The organism is Formivibrio citricus (assembly GCF_900115065.1).
GTDB lineage: Bacteria > Pseudomonadota > Gammaproteobacteria > Burkholderiales > Chitinibacteraceae > Formivibrio > Formivibrio citricus.
Genome location: NZ_FOVE01000006.1, coordinates 98,923 through 115,261, shown reverse-complemented (window position 1 = coordinate 115,261; position 16,339 = coordinate 98,923). Strand labels below are relative to the sequence as shown.

The window sequence follows — 16,339 nt, the reverse complement described above, 5'->3', positions numbered from 1 at the left end:
TTTCCATCAATATAAATGCCGCCTGACAAGCAGGCGGCAAACATCATCACAAGTTTGGTGAATTTATTTCTTTTCGAGCAAGAACCATGTGATATCGTCCAGCGGGAAAACCGGATCATGCTGATAAACAAATCCATAGCCGACCAGTGAAATGTCACTGTAGCGTTTCAGCATTTCGCCGGCAAAATCCCGCTTGAACATTTTCCCGGCGTGGCCGCGGTAAGGGATTTCGACCGGATCCTGATTATAGTACTCTGCCAAGCAGATATATCTAGCCGAGGTCTCATAAAGCTTGTCGTAGACATCCGGCAGACTTTCCGGTGCAATGTGAATCAATACACCCTTTGAAAACACGAAATCAAATTGCTTTTTTGGGAAGAACTCCAGAATCGACCCGTGGTGAACATCAACAAACCCAAGTTCCCCGAGTTTTTCAGCCGCCTTGGCGTTGATCTCGATACCAGCGAATTCAGCGCCGGGAAGGAGGGTTTTTAACGCGCGTAGATTCAGACCGATATTTGCACCAAACTCAATTACCGAGCCGACCCCCCCCGTTCTCTCCAGAACCTTTGAAAAAAGTGCCAAGTTTCCAGCAACAATCTCGCACCCTTCATTTCTGGAAATGTAATCATTGCCGAACTCTCCGGCCCAAAAAACCTCTTGCTCCGTCTTGTGCATTATCCTGCCCTTTATAAACCTACCAAATCAAATTCATCACACCGGATCAAATCCGGGGCAAACATGTTTCCTGATCAGATCGCGTAACTGTTCAACCGTGAGGAAGTCTTTGTTTTTACCTGAATTAAATGAAAAACCTGCAGGGACTTTTTCCAGCGGAAGATGCCGTGAATACTGCGCCACTCCCAGTCTGCCGCTCGCAGGCAATATGGCATAGTACTTGCCAATATCCACCGTAGAAAAACTGTCACTTTCGGTAATCATCTCTTCATGAAGTTTCTCGCCAGGGCGAATTCCGACTATTTCCTTCCTGCAACTGGGTGCAATTGCCTCTGCGACGTCCATAATCCTGTACGACGGGATCTTTGGAACAAATATTTCGCCGCCCAGCATGTTTTCAATGGCCCAGAACACCATCTCGACACCTTCCTGAAGCGTGATATTGAAACGCGTCATTTCAGGGTCGGTGATTGGCAGCACGCCACTTTTGGCCTTTTCCATAAAAAACGGGATAACCGAGCCACGGGACCCCATGACGTTCCCGTAACGCACAACCGAAAATTTTATTTCGCAGGAGCCGGAATACCCATTAGCAGCAACAATTAGCTTGTCGCTGCACAATTTGGTGGCGCCATACAGGTTGATGGGGGCAGCAGCCTTGTCAGTAGATAAAGCCACAACTCGTTTTATGCCGACATCCATGCATGCTTCAACCAGGTTTTCAGCTCCCAGGATGTTGGTATGGATAAACTCCATCGGGTTGTATTCTGCTGCCGGCACCTGTTTCAATGCCGCAGCGTGTACTACTGTGTCAATGCCGTGCAGCGCCCTGCGCAAACGGTTTCGATCCCGGACGTCCCCGATAAAATACCGCATGGCAGGGTAATGGTTGACAGAAAACTCCTGCGCCATTTCAAACTGCTTCAGTTCATCGCGACTGAATACAACGAGCCTTTTTACCCCGGGATACCGTTTTAACACCTCTCTTACAAAGGTACGTCCGAAACTGCCAGTGCCGCCGGTGACGAGAATTGATTTGTTATTCAGCATTTTTCTACCATGTTGATTAGGGTGCCGTTATTGAAATTGTATCGGCCTTTTCGATTACGCCATGCTCAATACGATATATCTGGTCACAACCGGCCAACGTACTCAGTCTGTGCGCTATGATCAAGAGCGTCTTGATGCCGCGCAGGGCATTGATGGCTTCCATGACCGCCACCTCTGTCGCTGTATCCAGTGCACTGGATGCCTCATCCAGCACAAGAACAGGCGGATCGTGGTATAAAGCGCGGGCAATACCTATGCGTTGACATTGCCCTCCGGACAGGCGTACGCCGCGTTCGCCCACGACGGTTTCCAGACCATCCGGCAAGCTCTCGACAAAATCCCTTAACTGCGCGGCATCTATTGCTCGCCAGACGGCTTGATCGTCTATTGCTGCGTCTCTGACACCGAACGCAATATTACGCTTCAGCGTATCATCCGTCAGGTAAATACTCTGGGGTACGTAGCCAATAAGATTTTGCCATGCCCGCAGATTGGTCTGGATGTCAATTTCATCCACGGTGACTTTCCCTTGGTTCGGACGCAGCAAGCCCAGTACAAGATCGATCAGCGTGCTTTTCCCGGAACCGCTTTCGCCGACAAAGCCGATTGTCTTTCCGCAGGGCACGTACAGATTGGCATTAACCACAACCGCCTCATGCGAGCCAGGGTACATGTAAAAGACGTTTTCCAGCCTGATCCCATGCCGGAAGGCCAGCGGCCGGATATCCGCTGGCAGGTCCTTCGTTTGTCGCATCAGCATGAATTCTGCATAAAGTGTATTGACCACTGGCAGGTTGTACCGCAGATTTTGGATACCAACCAGAAACCTGTTTACAGATGGCATCAGGCGAAATGCGGCGGCGGCGAAGAGTCCGAGTGTTGGCACCAACGCGCTCATGGGCTTGCCTTGCCAAAGCAGGGCAAATACCAGTACGGCCAATCCAGTTACGGCAAGTAATTCCAGCCACAGCCTTGGTAGTGCGTTGAGTACATTCTGCTTTTCACTGATGCGGGCGCTAGCGAAGCTATGCTGCGCATACTCGCTGGAGAACTCATCTTCCCGGCCATACAATTTGACGTCCTTGATGCCTCCCAACCCCTGTTGCAAGCGCTGCAGCCTTTGTCCTTCATGATATTGTCGAGCCACGCCCCAATTCAGGATTCTCCCTTTTGCCGCCAGATAAAATCCGCCACTGGCGCATGCCAAGGCACTCATGACAAGAAAGGCTCCCACTGGTTCTGCCGCGAACAACAGACAGGCCACACCAACAAGAACAAGGGTCTCAGACATCAGTACATTCGCAGCCATGACCGCAGATGCGAACTGACCAACTTCCCCTGTTACGTTTCTGATCAGTTGCGCCGAATTCCTTTGCATGTGGAATGTATATGGCAGACGTAAATAACCACTGTAAAGTTTCTCGGACAATGCAGCTTCAAGCGTGAAGACAAATCTGGCTTGGCGCATGGCCAAAAACGCCAGAAAAAATGCCTTCACAAAGTATACCGCCACCATGGCAAGCATGCATGCGCCAACTAGTTGCGCTTGCCCCGCCATCCCTGTTACAGACATAATTTTTTGCACGGAGGGATAGCGCGCCATGGCGGAAGGGTCAGCAATCAGTGCCAGAATGGGTACTACAAGGCCCACACCAAATGTTTCGAGCACCATGCCTATCAACATAAGAAGCAATAATGCCGCAGCCGCCCGAGATTGCTGCGAATCCAGCAATGAAAATAATTTATGAACTAACCCCATTTATATTTCTCGTGTTGTTTTTGCCAGTAAAATTGACACCCAGGCCCGGCGCGATTACAAGCAAAAAATAAAAACACTCAAAGTGCGCCACGCAGATAGTGCGCACAACTAATAATAATATTTAAATTCTATCGCGAAGCAATTCAAATGCTTCCGCCGCATAAAACCCGGAAGCCGCGCCACGAACGGCGGCCAAAGCTCGAATAGCTTTTTCGCTACGAGGGAATGGAAATTCACCCATTTCAGACGAATAAATACGCATTGCCTCTAGCTTGGCATCCATATAAGGCCCAATATCAACAAACACATTGGGATTAAATCTGCCTGACACCCCGAGACCAAAATCAGTCTCGGACAACACCTCATAAGCCAGCACACGTCTTACTGATGGATATCTAAACCATTTGCAGCAACCAGAAACCGCTTCAAACACAAGTCGGTGATCCGTATGAACATCAGAAGGGTGTGGGACAAAAACCTCTTCAGGCTCAAATTCACTAAAAACACCAGAAATAGAGGAAACCAACTCACCCGTCGGAATACTATCCAACCCTGCAGCAGGGAACCCCAACCTGTATACTTTATCAAATCCTATCAAATCAACAATTTTAGAAATCTCGCCTTCTCGACGGCTAATTTTTTCTTCATCCCAGCCAAATTCCGGCGGAACCGCAGTGACGACCACCCAAGCGAGCGTCCCTCCTTCGGCCTTGCGGCGCAACAGCGCACCACCCGCTCCCAAAATTTCGTCATCCGGATGGGGAGCCACAATCAAGGTCTTCATAAATAGCCACCTATATCCGCCACAAAGATTGGCTCCGTACACAACAGTCGAATTGCACCTGCGCCACACTTAATCAAAAGGCCATCTCCTCCGGCACACAAAACCTTCCCTGGCTCCATATTCTGAGGGCCATCTTCAATCCGAGTTTTCCAAACTTTGATCACTTGGCCATTTACCTCAAAATGAGCACCAACGTAAGGTTTAGCCAAACCTCTCACCAGATTATGTATGGACTCCGCGGACATTCTCCAATCAATTTTTCCATCAGCCATGCCACGTTTACGCCATTCATTTGAATTCTGATGATTCTGCCTTTTCCGCTGATAGCGCCCGGAGGCAAGCAAGGGCACAAACTCTACAATTTGCTCAAGAGCCACTTGTGTCACTTTCTCATACAGCGTGCCAGCATCATCCTCTTCTGCAATAACAATTTCACGCTGGGAAAGAATATCTCCGCTATCAGCCCCTTCGTCCATAAAAAAGAATGTAGAGGCCGTTTTTTTCAGCCCAAGTACCAGAGCCCAAATCAGCGGATGCCGACCACGATTGGCCGGCAAGGCTGCCGGGTGAAACCCTACCACGCCAAGCGGCGCCAACTCCAAAAGTGGTTTTTTTAGTAACCGTGACCAACCAAAACAAAAAATGACATCCGGATTTAATGTTTGCGCCCAAAACAAAACATCGTCTGAATTTGCGTCATCAGCACAAATAAACGGAATGCCATTTTCAGAACAAATGCACGATAGATCAAAATAATCAGAATTACCCTTTGACTGCCGAGCAGTACAGACCCCGACAATATTCGCTTTAATATCAATTAAGCGCCGGAGCGCAAATGAAGAAAACAGAACCGTTCCTATAAAAATTATACGCATGATTTATCAATATCAAAAAAACGCTTCTTGACAACATCCTTCAAATCAACAGAACTTAATACATTCACGATTCTTTCACTCGCACCACCATCCCCGTATGGATTGGCGACATACTGCAGCTTGGCTTGAAATTCTGGAGAATATAAAACGTTCAGCGCTGCTGCAATACTTTCCTCATTAGCGGCGCAATTTATGACGCTCTCAGGGCGCAGCCGGCCTCTTTGTCGATCCCCAATATCAACCGTCCCCTTTTTAAAGCTTGGGGCTTCAATCAACCCACTTGACGAGTTACCCACAACCCCATCCACATGGGAAATCGCCGAAAAATACCGTTGCTGCCCCAATGAAACAAACGCCCGCGCATTTTCATGCTGTGAGACGAATTGCTCTATCATATCGATAATAACTCGACCATCCGTATCAGAATTTGGGTACGTAAATATTAAACCCGTATCATCCATATTATCCAAAACAGCCAACAACGCAGCCATCTGCTCGCGTGCAGTTGAACTCTCCAAGGTAACAGGATGGAACGTAACTAAAAGGTTTTTTTCTTTAAGCTCAAAATCAATTGACCGCTCAAAATCTCGTCTATCCAGCAAATCCACATGTTTAATTGCATCAACACCCAAGCCTCCCACTAGAAAAACGAACTCCGGTGATTCGCCCAGTTGAATAACTCGTTTTCGGTATGGCTCCGCGGCAACAAAATGCAAATGGGACATTTTGGTGATCGAATGGCGAATACTCTCGTCAATCAGCCCTTCCGTGGACTCCCCCCCATGCAAATGGGCAACCGGAATTCGTGCGACTAACGCAGCCGAAACCACTGATAGAATTTCGTAGCGATCCCCCAAAACCACAATCAAATCGGGAGCCAGTTGATCAAGCGCATCGGCAAAACCGATCATGCCCAACCCCATAGACTTGGCAACACCAATTGATGTATCTGAACTTGTCAGCATTTCAACCTTGCGGTCTATTTTGAAACCATCTTTCTCTATATCCCTCCAAGTCAGACCAAACTCCGGAGACAAATGCATACCAGTTACGATCAACTGCAAGCACAAATCGGGTCTATCCTGGATTCCTCGCATTACCCAGCGCAGCAAGCCATATTCAGCACGGGTTCCGGTAACGACACAAATTTTCCTGCTCATAACTCAATCAGCTCATCGATCGCAAAATCTCTAGGCGCAGCCCGTCCAATCACACCATCCCATAGCATTGGAGAAAGGCCGCCCCCTGGACGCTTTACTACCAAGTTGGCTTCACTAAATATCTCACCCTTGGTTATCGGAATTGCCGACACTATCGACTTGCGTACTATATATCTATTTTTCAATTCACTACTGCTTGGCCGTTTAATGCCATCTCCCATCGCAACTTCGACATTGCGTATCGCGCCGACCAATCTCGTCAACTCAAGGGGCTCGATACTCGCCCGATGGTCGGGGCCTGGCAAATTTCTATCGAGCGTAAAGTGTTTCTCGATAACGCAGGCTCCAAGCGCCACCGCAGCAATCGCCACCTCAATCCCCTCCGTATGGTCGGAAAAACCGACCGCAACACCGAAGGCATCCCGGATTGTCTGCATTGCTCGCAGATTGACATCAGCCATGGGCGCCGGATACTCGGTGGTACATTGCAACACCGTGATTTTCTCTCTGGCGGTGCCTGCTTGCTCCAGCACCTCCAGCGCGGCCTCGATTTCTCCAAGACTGGACATTCCAGTGGAGAGAATGACGGGGCAGCCGAAGCTGCCCACCTTGCGCAAATACGGCAGATTGGTAATTTCCCCGGATGGAATCTTGATTCTTGGCATTCCAAGACCCATCAGGTATTCAAGATTTTCGATATCAAAACCCGTCGAAAAAAACTCGATACCACGCAGCCGACAGTGCTCGATCAATTCGTAGTGCATCTCTTTGGTCAGCTCAAGCCTGCTGAGCATTTCGTACTGAGACTCATCGGCAGCTGTAGTTGCCATTTGATACGCAGCTTTTTTGGCTGAAGCGGTGACAAGCTTGTTGGCATTGAAGGTCTGGAATTTCACGACATCCGCACCCGCTTCAGCGGCAGCATCAACCAGCCTCTTGGCCATGGCCAGATCACCATTATGGTTAACGCCGGCCTCGGCAATGATCATGGTTTTCATCGTTTACAAATCCTCGACACACTTAACGGATGCGATCAAATGTTGTAAATATCAGTTTTATAGCTGGCCAAGTTTTCTGGATTGACAAACCAGGCTGCCGTTTCCTCCAGACCACGGCGGAAGCCCTCTTTGTCTCCGTACTGGGGCGCCCAGCCTGTCAACTCCAGCGCCTTGGCATTGCTGGCCCAAAGCCGGTCCACTTCGCTCTTTTCCGGGCGTAACCGCTCCTGTTCGGTGGTCACGTCAACGCTCACCCCCATGGCCTCTGCAATCAATTTGACTGTATCGCCAATCGATATTTCGAAATTGCTGCCAATGTTGATGACTTCGCCGATAGATTTATCGGACTGGGCGACTGCGACAAACCCCCTTACCGTATCCATGACATAGTTGAAATCACGGGTGGGATACAGAGCCCCCAGCTTGATCTGGCGCTGACCACTGGCGATCTGAGAAATGACGGTCGGTATCACTGCGCGCGCTGACTGCCGGGGGCCGTACGTATTGAACGGACGGATCACGGAAACCGGCGTATCAAAAGCGTTGTAAAACGAGAGCGCGATCTGGTCGGCGCCAATTTTGCTCGCGGAATAAGGGGATTGGCCTTGCAGCGGATGCTGCTCATCGATGGGCACGTAGCGGGCCGTTCCATAAACTTCGCTGGTCGACGTGTGAATCACCTTATCCACACCCAGCTCGCGTGCCGCCTGAACAATATTGAGGGTACCCTTGATGTTGGTATCCACGTAGGTATCTGGCGAATGATAGGAGTACGGAATTGCAATCAGCGCGGCCAAGTGCATTACCCAGCAGCACCCTTGCATGGCTTTTTTCACACCATGCGGATCGCGGATGTCTCCGGCAAAAACCTCGAATTTACCGCGCACATCAGGCGCACACCGGTCAAGCCAGCCCCATGAACCGAATGAGTTGTACTGAACAAAGGCCCGAACATCATAACCCAAACGCACCAGATGCTCTGTCAAGTGAGACCCGATAAAACCATCTGCGCCTGTTACAAGAATCTTCATTCGATCAGTACCGGTCCAAGTCAAACGGGTATTGTACCTCAGCATAAGTTGATAACTGAAAACCCTCTGTCCTCACGCCCTGTCATCGAAGAAATGAATAATCAAAAACACGAAGTATCCCCCCGTCAGAAGCCTCGACAGGCCGAGCACGAAATCCAGGGGAGGCATAAGCCCTGCCACCCCCAACCCCACAAAACACCCCGCCAACACAATCACCCCCGCCCGGTATTGCCACCCTCGCAGCCGAATCGACTTCACCGGCGAACGATCGAGCCAAGGCAGCAGCGCGGGCAACAGCACCGCCGCAGTAATGGTAATCGCCCCCCAAATCTGCGTCCCACCCCATGCCGGCACGGCGCGCAGCATGGCGTAGAACGGAGCGAAGTACCACATGGGGCGCAGCTCGGCGGGGGTGCTGTAGGGGTCGGCCGGAACCGCATTCAGCTCATCGACGAAATAGCCGCCCAGCGCGGGGGCGAAACAAACGAGGGCGTAGAAGATCGCCAGGAACACCGCAGCGGCGATAAGGTGGTGCATGGCATGGCTCAACAGCGGCACGCCATCAGCCGGTTTGCCGGTCAGCAAATCGACCTCTTCACGGATTTCCTTGCCGTCCGGGCTTGTCGAACCCACAGCATGCAGCGCCACCAGATGCAGCTTGACCAGCAGCAGCAACATGAGCGGCACCGCCACCACATGCAGAGCGAAGAAACGGTTCAGCGTGATGCCGGATACGGTGTAGTCGCCGCGCAGAAAATCAGCCAGCGCCTTGCCGATGAAGGGAATCGACTCGAACAGGTGCATGACGACCTGCGTGCTCCAGTAGGACATCTGGCCCCACGGCAGCACTTGGCCAAAAAAAGCCTCCATCATCATCAGCCAAAAAAGGACCATGCCGAGCAGCCACAGCAACTCGCGCGGTTTCTTGTACGAGCCGTACAGCAGACCGCGGAAAATATGCAGGTACATCAAGGCGAACAACAACGATGTGCCCGTGGTATGCATGTAACGGATCGCCTTGCCGCCGGGGACGTGCTCCATGAAGTGCCGTATCGACGCGAGCGCAACCGAAGTTTGCGTACCCGGCAGCAAGGTGGCATCCGGCTTGTAGATCATCGCAAGCCAGATGCCGCTGAGAACCTGCAGCGCCAGCGCCAGGAGCATCAGAAAACCGAAGAGATACCAGAAGTTGAGCTTTTTCGGCACGTAGTAGCCGGCCACGTGCTTTTCCCAGAACGCCGATAGCGGGAAACGGGCATCGATCCAGTCCAGCAACCGGCGCACCTTGCCGCTCATGCCGGTGTCTCCGCGCCGCCGATGCGCAACCGGTTAGCCGACAGGTAACAATGCGACGGGATGGTCAGGTTGCGGGGCGCGACCGAGCCGGCAAACACCCTCCCGGCCAGATCGAAGCGGGCCGCATGGCAGGGGCAGACGAATCCGCCCGCCCAGTCCGCCGTGCGTTGCGGGCTGAATATCGGGATGCAGCCCATGTGGGTACACAGCCCCTCCGCAACCCAGACCTCGGGATTGATCGAGCGGAACGGATTCCTGCAATAGGCCGGCTGTTCGCTGGCTGTGGAATGCGGATCGAGCAACCGCGAATCAGCGCCCTGCAAAGCTGCCAGCATTTCCGGCGTGCGGCGCAGGATCCAGAGCGGCTTGTTGTTCCACTGCAGCGAGAGCATCCGCCCCGGCTCCAGCACGGAGAGGTCCACTTCAATCGGTGCCCCTGCAGCCGTCCGGGGTTCTGGCGGCAACAAGGTCGTCACAAACGGCACAGACATCCCCGCAACCACGCCCGCCCCTGCGAGCCCGGAAGCTGCGAGCAACAGGCGGCGCTTCTCAGGGTCGCAGGCCGGCCCTTGCGGAGTTTGCGGCTCTTTCTGCATGAATCAACCCTGTCATTTCGCGTACATGGCAAGCTCGGCTTCGAGCTTGTCAGTCAGGCTGGCCGTCACATCGTGCGTGACCGGCTTGCGGCCTTTTTCCTGCACGATCTGGAACACCTGCGCGGACAGCAGCAACCCATCCGCCGCCGGGGCAATCGAGAAAATCATGCGCGCTTCGGCAGGGGGACGGGATTTCGGAACAGGCATGGACAACACCAGCCGCTGCTTGTCGCGCTGGACGATCTTCATGCCCTTCTGCGTGCGGTATTTCACAATGCTGCTCATGATGGCTGCCGCGCTCTTGCCGCGGATCAGAACGCTGGGCGCTGCGGGTTCGGCCATTGCGGGCGTGGCCGCTGGCGCCGTGGCGCCGGGCTGGACGGACTGGCGCGGCGCTGAAGGCTCCGTGGCGCAACCGCCCAGCAACAACGTCAGCATGGCCACCAAGCCAGCTGTTTTAAACCGGGTTCGGCAAATCGATATGGACATGCTCAACTCCCAAGGTTGTTGCCAGATGCTCGCCCAGAGCAGCAATGCCGAATTGTTCGGTCGCATGGTGACCGGCAGCGATGTAGCCGATTCCCGACTCGTTGGCGAGGTGCGTCACGAATTCGGAGGCTTCTCCGGTCAGGAAGCAATCGATATCCAGGGCCGCCGCTTCGTGGAAATAGCCTTGCGCCCCCCCCGTGCACCACGCCACGCGCTGCACCAGTTTGTCCGCCTCGCCGATCTCCAGCGGCGCGCGGCCCAGTACTTCCTCGACACGCCGCGCAAAAGCGGTAAACGACAGCGGCTGTTCCTGCACGCCCAGCCACCCCAGGTCCTGCTCGGCAAAACGTCCCGTTGGCAGCAGGCCGAGGCGGGCACCGAGCTGGGCATTGTTGCCCAGCTCGGCATGGGCATCGAGCGGCAAATGGTAGGCGAAGAGGTTGATGTCGTGCGCCAGCAGGCGGGCCAGGCGCGTACGCTTGGTGCGGGTGATGCAGGGGTCTTCGCTTTTCCAGAAATAGCCATGATGCACGATCAGCGCATCGGCGCCCTGCTCGATCGCGGCTTCAATCAAGGCCAGCGAGGCCGTCACGCCGGTCACGATGCGGCCGATGGCGTCTTTTCCCTCGACCTGCAAGCCGTTGGGTGCATAATCACGAAAGCGGTCAACCGCAAGCAGTTGTCCGATATAATTTTCCAGTTCTCGGCGCGTTACGGGCATGGTGATTTCAGATATGAAGAAGCTCTGGCTGATTTTCGCACAAACGACCACAATCGGATTGGCTATCTGGTTTTTGCTGTCCACAGTCAGCCCCGGCCTGCTGCCGCGCCCAGCCGGCGCTCCTGCTGTCGTCACCGTACGCGAAGGCGGCGCTCCGGCTTCGGCACCCGCCACGCTCACCTACAGCACGGCAGCCAAACGCGCCATGCCGGCCGTGGTCAACATCTACACGGCCAAGGAAATCAAGCAGCAGCGTTCGCCGCTGTTCAACGACCCGTTCTTCCGCCACTTCTTCGGCAACCGTTTCGGCGAGGAGCCCGCCCAGAAAGCCTCCAGTTTGGGGTCGGGCGTGATCATTTCCGATCAGGGCTACATTGTCACCAACAACCACGTGGTCGAATCCGCCGACGAAATCGAGGTCGCGCTGGCCGATGGCCGCACCGCCAGCGCCAAGATCATCGGCACCGATCCGGAAACCGACCTGGCAGTGATCCAGATCCAGCTCGACAAACTGCCCGTCATCAGCTTCGGCAACGATGGCAAGGCGCAAGTCGGCGATGTCGTGCTCGCCATCGGCAACCCGTTCGGCGTGGGACAAACCGTCACCATGGGCATCATCTCGGCGCTCGGCCGCACCGAACTGGGCATCAACACGTTCGAGAACTTCATCCAGACAGATGCCGCGATCAACCCCGGCAACTCAGGGGGCGCGCTGGTCGACAGCAACGGCAACCTGCTCGGCATCAACAGCGCCATCTATTCTCGCAGCGGCGGCTCGCTCGGCATCGGCTTCGCCATCCCGGCCGCAACCGTAAAACAGGTCATGGAAGCCATCATCAAGGAAGGCAGCGTCACTCGCGGCTGGCTGGGAGTCGAGGTGCGGGACATCTCCCCGGAACTCGCCGTGTCGCTCAAACTCGACGAAGCCAAGGGCGCATTGATTGCCGGCGTGGTGCGCGGCAGCCCGGCCGATGGCGCCGGCCTCAAACCCGGCGACGTGCTGCGCTCGCTGGCCGGCAAGGATATCGCCAACGCCTCGGGCATGCTCAACCAGATCGCCATCATCCGCCCGGGCGAGCAAGTGGAAATGAGCGTGTTGCGCCGCGGCCAGGAGCTCAAGCTGCAAGCGAAGATGGGCAAGCGTCCAAAGCTGGCCAACCGTTGAGTACCTGTTCAAAGTCTGTAGCGAAAGGGCCTCGCGGCGAGACGATGATCGGGATTCATGCGCCGCTCACAGCGCGTAAGCTGCCGTTCTTTCCGAACAGGAAACCACTCGCGAGAAACGGGCCATCCGTTTTCCGGCATCTGCTAGCCTGCCTCCATCTTGGAGCCCTCGCTCCGCATAAAGGACACCCATGCAACCACAAATCGTTTTCCTCGATCGCTCGACGCTCACCGTTCCCCTGCGCCCGGTCAACTTGCCGCATCGCTGGGTCGAATATGCGGCCACACTGCCGGAAGAAACCGCTGCACGCCTGCAAGACGCCACGGTGGCCATTGTCAACAAAGTCGAAATTACCGAAGACGTACTGCGGCAAGCTCCGCAGCTCAAGCTCGTAGCCGTTTCAGCCACCGGCTACAACAATGTGAACATCGCAGCCTGCAAGGCGCGCGGCATCACGGTCTGCAACGTGCGCAACTACGCCGTGGCCGGTGTGCCGGAGCACGCCCTGATGATGATGCTCGCCCTCAAACGCCAGTTGCTGGCCTATCGCGCCGATCTGCAGGCCGGGGCCTGGCAAAAAGCGGCAGGCTTCTGCCTGCTTGACCATCCGCTGCACGATCTCAACGGCAGCACCCTGACCCTCATCGGCAGCGGAGCGCTGGGGCAGGCCATGGCCCGCATCGGTGCGGCATTGGGCATGAACGTGATCTTTGCCGAACACAAGGGGACCGCAACGGCCCGACTGGGCTATGTCCCGTTCGAAGAAGCGCTTGCGCGGGCCGACGTACTGAGCCTGCATTGCCCGCTCAACCAGGACACCGCGGGGTTGATCGGCAAGCGCGAACTGGCGCTGATGAAGCCCGACGCCGTCCTCATCAATACCGGCAGGGGCGGCATCGTCGATGAAACCGCGCTGGTCGAAGCCCTGCAGGCCGGCAAGCTGGGCGGAGCGGGCGTGGACGTCCTGACCGAAGAACCCCCGCGCAACGGCAACCCGCTGCTGGACGTTACCCTCCCCAACCTCATCGTCACCCCGCACGTTGCCTGGGCCAGCATGGAAACGGTGCAGCAACTGGCAGACCAGTTGATCGGCAACGTGGAAGCCTTCCTCTGCGGCAACCCGCGCAACGTGGTGGTTTGATCCCGGAACATCCATTGGGCGGCTCTTCACGCACGCCCAATGGGGATTCAGGCCGAACCGATTCGACAAGGCGGAATGGGGATTCGCTCGTTACATTGACTGGAGGGCGCCCCCGATCTGGGAAGCCACCGGCGGCATCGGATTCGGCCAAAGCCGAAGACAGGACTCAGCCACGTTGCGGCAAGCCGGTGAGAATGCGCCCCAGAAAAGGAAAGGGGTTAGCAATGATGCTAACCCCTTGATTCTTTGGTGCCGTTGATGTGAATCGAACACACGACCTACTGATTACGAATCAGTTGCTCTACCAACTGAGCTACAACGGCACAGGACTTCAACAGCCCGACTGGAGCGTGATTGTACTGGCATTGGCCGGCTTTGTGAACCACCGGGCCCCGGACCCGATACTACCTGACAGCAGCAGGAGAAACTCTGAACACGCGGCAAGAAGGCAAGGCGCCCGGAGCGCCGAAACTGCAGCGCATATGGATACAATAAGGTTTTCGAGCGCCGCGCAACACCGCCGCGCGCCTTGGCCGCAATGGCTTCAGGGGGCCTAGGGATTTACCCCCTTGCCCCAAGCCGCTGTTTTATCGACAATCTCGCGGTCTATTGCCGAAAGTTCGATGATGATTCGCTTCAACAAGGTCAACAAGTGGTTTGGGCGCGACCACCATGTCTTGAAAAATATTACGCTCGAAATCAGTCAGGGACAGGTTGTCGTGGTCTGTGGCCCGTCCGGATCGGGCAAATCCACGCTCATCCGCACCATCAATCAGCTTGAGCCGGTCAACGATGGCGAAATCACGGTCGATGGCATTTGCGTGACCAATCCCAAGACGAACATCAACAAGGTGCGCGAGGAAGTTGGTTTCGTGTTCCAGCATTTCAACCTTTACCCGCATCTCACCGTACTGGAAAACATCACGCTCGCCCCGATCCAAGTTCGCAAGATGTCCCAGGAAGCGGCCGAGGAGTTGGCCTGCGAGCTGCTGCAACGAGTGGGCCTGCTCAACAAGAAGGACGCTTACCCTTCCCAGTTGTCCGGAGGACAGCAGCAACGTGTTGCCATTGCACGTGGTTTGGCCATGCGTCCGAAAGTGATGCTGTTCGACGAACCTACGTCGGCACTGGACCCGGAAATGATTGGCGAAGTACTGAAAGTCATGCAGGATCTGGCGGAATCGGGAATGACCATGGTAGTCGTCACCCACGAAATGGGCTTTGCACGCGAAGTTTCCGACCGGGTCATTTTCCTGGACCACGGCGAAATTCTGGAAGATGCCAAGCCGGAAGAATTTTTTACCAATCCGCAGCATGATCGCGCGAAACAGTTCCTGCGCCAGATTCTGGCTCCAATGCACCAATAACATACATCGCTCGCAAAACGCACCAAAAAACGGCACACATCGCGTGTGCCGTTTTTTCTTGACGGCGCACAGGCTCCGGAACCTGTTACTCCCCGCCGAAGCCCCCGATCACCATCCAATACGAGCAAACACTGGCATGCACTCGTCACGAGATGCATTGCTGCCGCCTGTAATACACACAACGGTATTGATTGATATGCCAACGGGATATATTGGTGCATTGCCCCCCTGCCGCTCATGAGTACAACCGCTGAACCCGGCCCACATTGCCTTACATGGCACAGCACTTGCTTTTGAATGTCCATCCATTCTTGTCAACGTATCAGGAGTCGCCCATGAAAAAGTGCTTTGTAGCATTGCTTATCGCCAGCCTCTTCCCCGCAGCCCAAGCGGCCGAATTGACCGGCACACTCAAGAAAATCAAGGATTCCGGCACCATCGTGCTGGGAAATCGCGACTCTTCGATTCCATTCTCCTATCTGGCCAACAATTCCAAACCGATCGGCTATTCCGTAGACATCGCCCAAGCCATCGCTGACGAAGTCAAGAAAGAACTCAAGATGCCCGGCCTGAAGGTGAAGTACAACCTGGTCACCTCGCAGACTCGCATCCCCTTGGTACAGAACGGCACGGTCGATGTCGAATGCGGATCGACAACCAACAATGTGGAACGCCAGCAGCAGGCAGCCTTCTCGCTGGGCATCTTCCAGATCGGCACCCGTCTGCTCACCAAGAAAACTTCCGGCATCAATGACTTCCCGGATCTGGCTGGCAAAAATGTCGTCACGACCGCAGGCACCACCTCCGAACGTCTTCTCAAGAAGATGAACGAAGAAAAGAAAATGAAGATGCGCATCATCAGCGCCAAGGATCACGGGGAATCCTTCCTGATGCTGGAATCCGGGCGAGTGGCAGCCTTCATGATGGACGACGCCCTGCTCGCGGGCGAAATGGCCAAGGCCAAAAAACCCGCCGACTGGGCCATCGTTGGCAAGCCGCAATCCGCAGAAATCTACGGCTGCATGCTGCGCAAGGGCGATCCCCAGTTCAAGGCGGTCGTGGATCGCGCCATTGCCGGCCTCTACAAGAGCGGGAAAATCAACGCCATTTATGACCGCTGGTTCCTGAAGCCGATTCCGCCCAAGGGGCTGAACATGGGCTTCCCGATGAGCCATGAACTGAAGACGCTGATCGCCAAGCCGACTGACAAGGCAGCAGAACAACTGTAA

The 16,339-nt window shown here is 54.7% G+C and carries 16 protein-coding genes and 1 tRNA gene; 4 read left to right on the top strand and 13 right to left on the bottom strand.

Annotation, left to right across the window (positions count from 1 at the left end; all coding sequences use genetic code 11):
- Positions 1–63: 63 nt before the first annotated feature.
- From BMZ36_RS05660 to BMZ36_RS05605, 12 genes are all read right to left on the bottom strand, one after another.
- Entirely contained in the window at positions 64–678 is a 615-nt protein-coding gene (locus BMZ36_RS05660; RefSeq protein WP_218142638.1) for a pseudaminic acid biosynthesis-associated methylase, read from the bottom strand.
- Between the two features lie 36 nt (positions 679–714).
- A complete protein-coding gene (pseB, locus tag BMZ36_RS05655) occupies positions 715–1,728 on the bottom strand; it encodes a UDP-N-acetylglucosamine 4,6-dehydratase (inverting) (protein ID WP_091192558.1) in 1,014 nt (337 codons plus the stop codon).
- 16 nt (positions 1,729–1,744) lie between these two features.
- On the bottom strand, positions 1,745–3,487 hold the full coding sequence (locus BMZ36_RS05650) for an ABC transporter ATP-binding protein (protein WP_091192556.1): 1,743 nt from the start codon (positions 3,485–3,487) through the stop codon (positions 1,745–1,747).
- 121 nt (positions 3,488–3,608) lie between these two features.
- Complete coding sequence (locus BMZ36_RS05645) at positions 3,609–4,271, bottom strand: PIG-L deacetylase family protein (protein WP_091192553.1); 663 nt, start codon at positions 4,269–4,271, stop codon at positions 3,609–3,611.
- On the bottom strand, positions 4,268–5,146 hold the full coding sequence (locus BMZ36_RS05640; protein WP_091192550.1) for a methionyl-tRNA formyltransferase: 879 nt from the start codon (positions 5,144–5,146) through the stop codon (positions 4,268–4,270). The genes BMZ36_RS05645 and BMZ36_RS05640 overlap by 4 nt, the downstream gene beginning before the upstream one ends.
- The gene (neuC, locus tag BMZ36_RS05635) at positions 5,137–6,306 is read right to left on the bottom strand and encodes a UDP-N-acetylglucosamine 2-epimerase (protein WP_091192547.1); all 1,170 of its coding nucleotides are present in this window, start codon (positions 6,304–6,306) and stop codon (positions 5,137–5,139) included. The genes BMZ36_RS05640 and neuC overlap by 10 nt, the downstream gene beginning before the upstream one ends.
- On the bottom strand, positions 6,303–7,304 hold the full coding sequence (neuB, locus tag BMZ36_RS05630) for an N-acetylneuraminate synthase (RefSeq protein ID WP_091192545.1): 1,002 nt from the start codon (positions 7,302–7,304) through the stop codon (positions 6,303–6,305). Before neuB ends, neuC begins: the two co-directional genes overlap by 4 nt.
- A 35-nt stretch (positions 7,305–7,339) precedes the next feature.
- A complete protein-coding gene (locus BMZ36_RS05625) occupies positions 7,340–8,335 on the bottom strand; it encodes an NAD-dependent 4,6-dehydratase LegB (RefSeq protein WP_091192543.1) in 996 nt (331 codons plus the stop codon).
- Between the two features lie 72 nt (positions 8,336–8,407).
- The gene (locus tag BMZ36_RS05620) at positions 8,408–9,631 is read right to left on the bottom strand and encodes a cytochrome b (protein WP_091192539.1); all 1,224 of its coding nucleotides are present in this window, start codon (positions 9,629–9,631) and stop codon (positions 8,408–8,410) included.
- Positions 9,628–10,227: a ubiquinol-cytochrome c reductase iron-sulfur subunit gene (petA, locus tag BMZ36_RS05615; RefSeq protein WP_091192536.1), complete on the bottom strand. Its 600-nt coding sequence runs from the start codon at positions 10,225–10,227 to the stop codon at positions 9,628–9,630. Before petA ends, BMZ36_RS05620 begins: the two co-directional genes overlap by 4 nt.
- A 12-nt stretch (positions 10,228–10,239) precedes the next feature.
- The gene (locus BMZ36_RS05610; RefSeq protein WP_091192534.1) at positions 10,240–10,665 is read right to left on the bottom strand and encodes a hypothetical protein; all 426 of its coding nucleotides are present in this window, start codon (positions 10,663–10,665) and stop codon (positions 10,240–10,242) included.
- Between the two features lie 19 nt (positions 10,666–10,684).
- The gene (locus BMZ36_RS05605; protein WP_091192531.1) at positions 10,685–11,437 is read right to left on the bottom strand and encodes a Nif3-like dinuclear metal center hexameric protein; all 753 of its coding nucleotides are present in this window, start codon (positions 11,435–11,437) and stop codon (positions 10,685–10,687) included.
- A gap of 13 nt (positions 11,438–11,450) precedes the next feature.
- Between BMZ36_RS05605 and BMZ36_RS05600 the strand changes: the two genes are divergently transcribed.
- Together BMZ36_RS05600 and BMZ36_RS05595 are read left to right on the top strand one after the other, a co-directional pair.
- Positions 11,451–12,602 carry a Do family serine endopeptidase gene (locus tag BMZ36_RS05600; protein ID WP_091192682.1) on the top strand — a complete coding sequence of 384 codons (1,152 nt, stop codon included), beginning with the start codon at positions 11,451–11,453 and terminating at the stop codon, positions 12,600–12,602.
- A 190-nt stretch (positions 12,603–12,792) separates the two neighbouring features.
- Entirely contained in the window at positions 12,793–13,743 is a 951-nt protein-coding gene (locus BMZ36_RS05595) for a D-2-hydroxyacid dehydrogenase (RefSeq protein ID WP_091192529.1), read from the top strand.
- 247 nt (positions 13,744–13,990) lie between these two features.
- On the opposite strand, the gene BMZ36_RS05590 is transcribed toward BMZ36_RS05595, so the two are convergent.
- Positions 13,991–14,066, bottom strand: a tRNA-Thr gene (locus tag BMZ36_RS05590).
- Positions 14,067–14,369: 303 nt separating this feature from the next.
- Between BMZ36_RS05590 and BMZ36_RS05585 the strand changes: the two genes are divergently transcribed.
- Both BMZ36_RS05585 and BMZ36_RS05580 read left to right on the top strand, forming a co-directional pair.
- A complete protein-coding gene (locus BMZ36_RS05585) occupies positions 14,370–15,110 on the top strand; it encodes an amino acid ABC transporter ATP-binding protein (protein WP_091192679.1) in 741 nt (246 codons plus the stop codon).
- 335 nt (positions 15,111–15,445) lie between these two features.
- Positions 15,446–16,339: a glutamate/aspartate ABC transporter substrate-binding protein gene (locus BMZ36_RS05580; RefSeq protein WP_091192526.1), complete on the top strand. Its 894-nt coding sequence runs from the start codon at positions 15,446–15,448 to the stop codon at positions 16,337–16,339.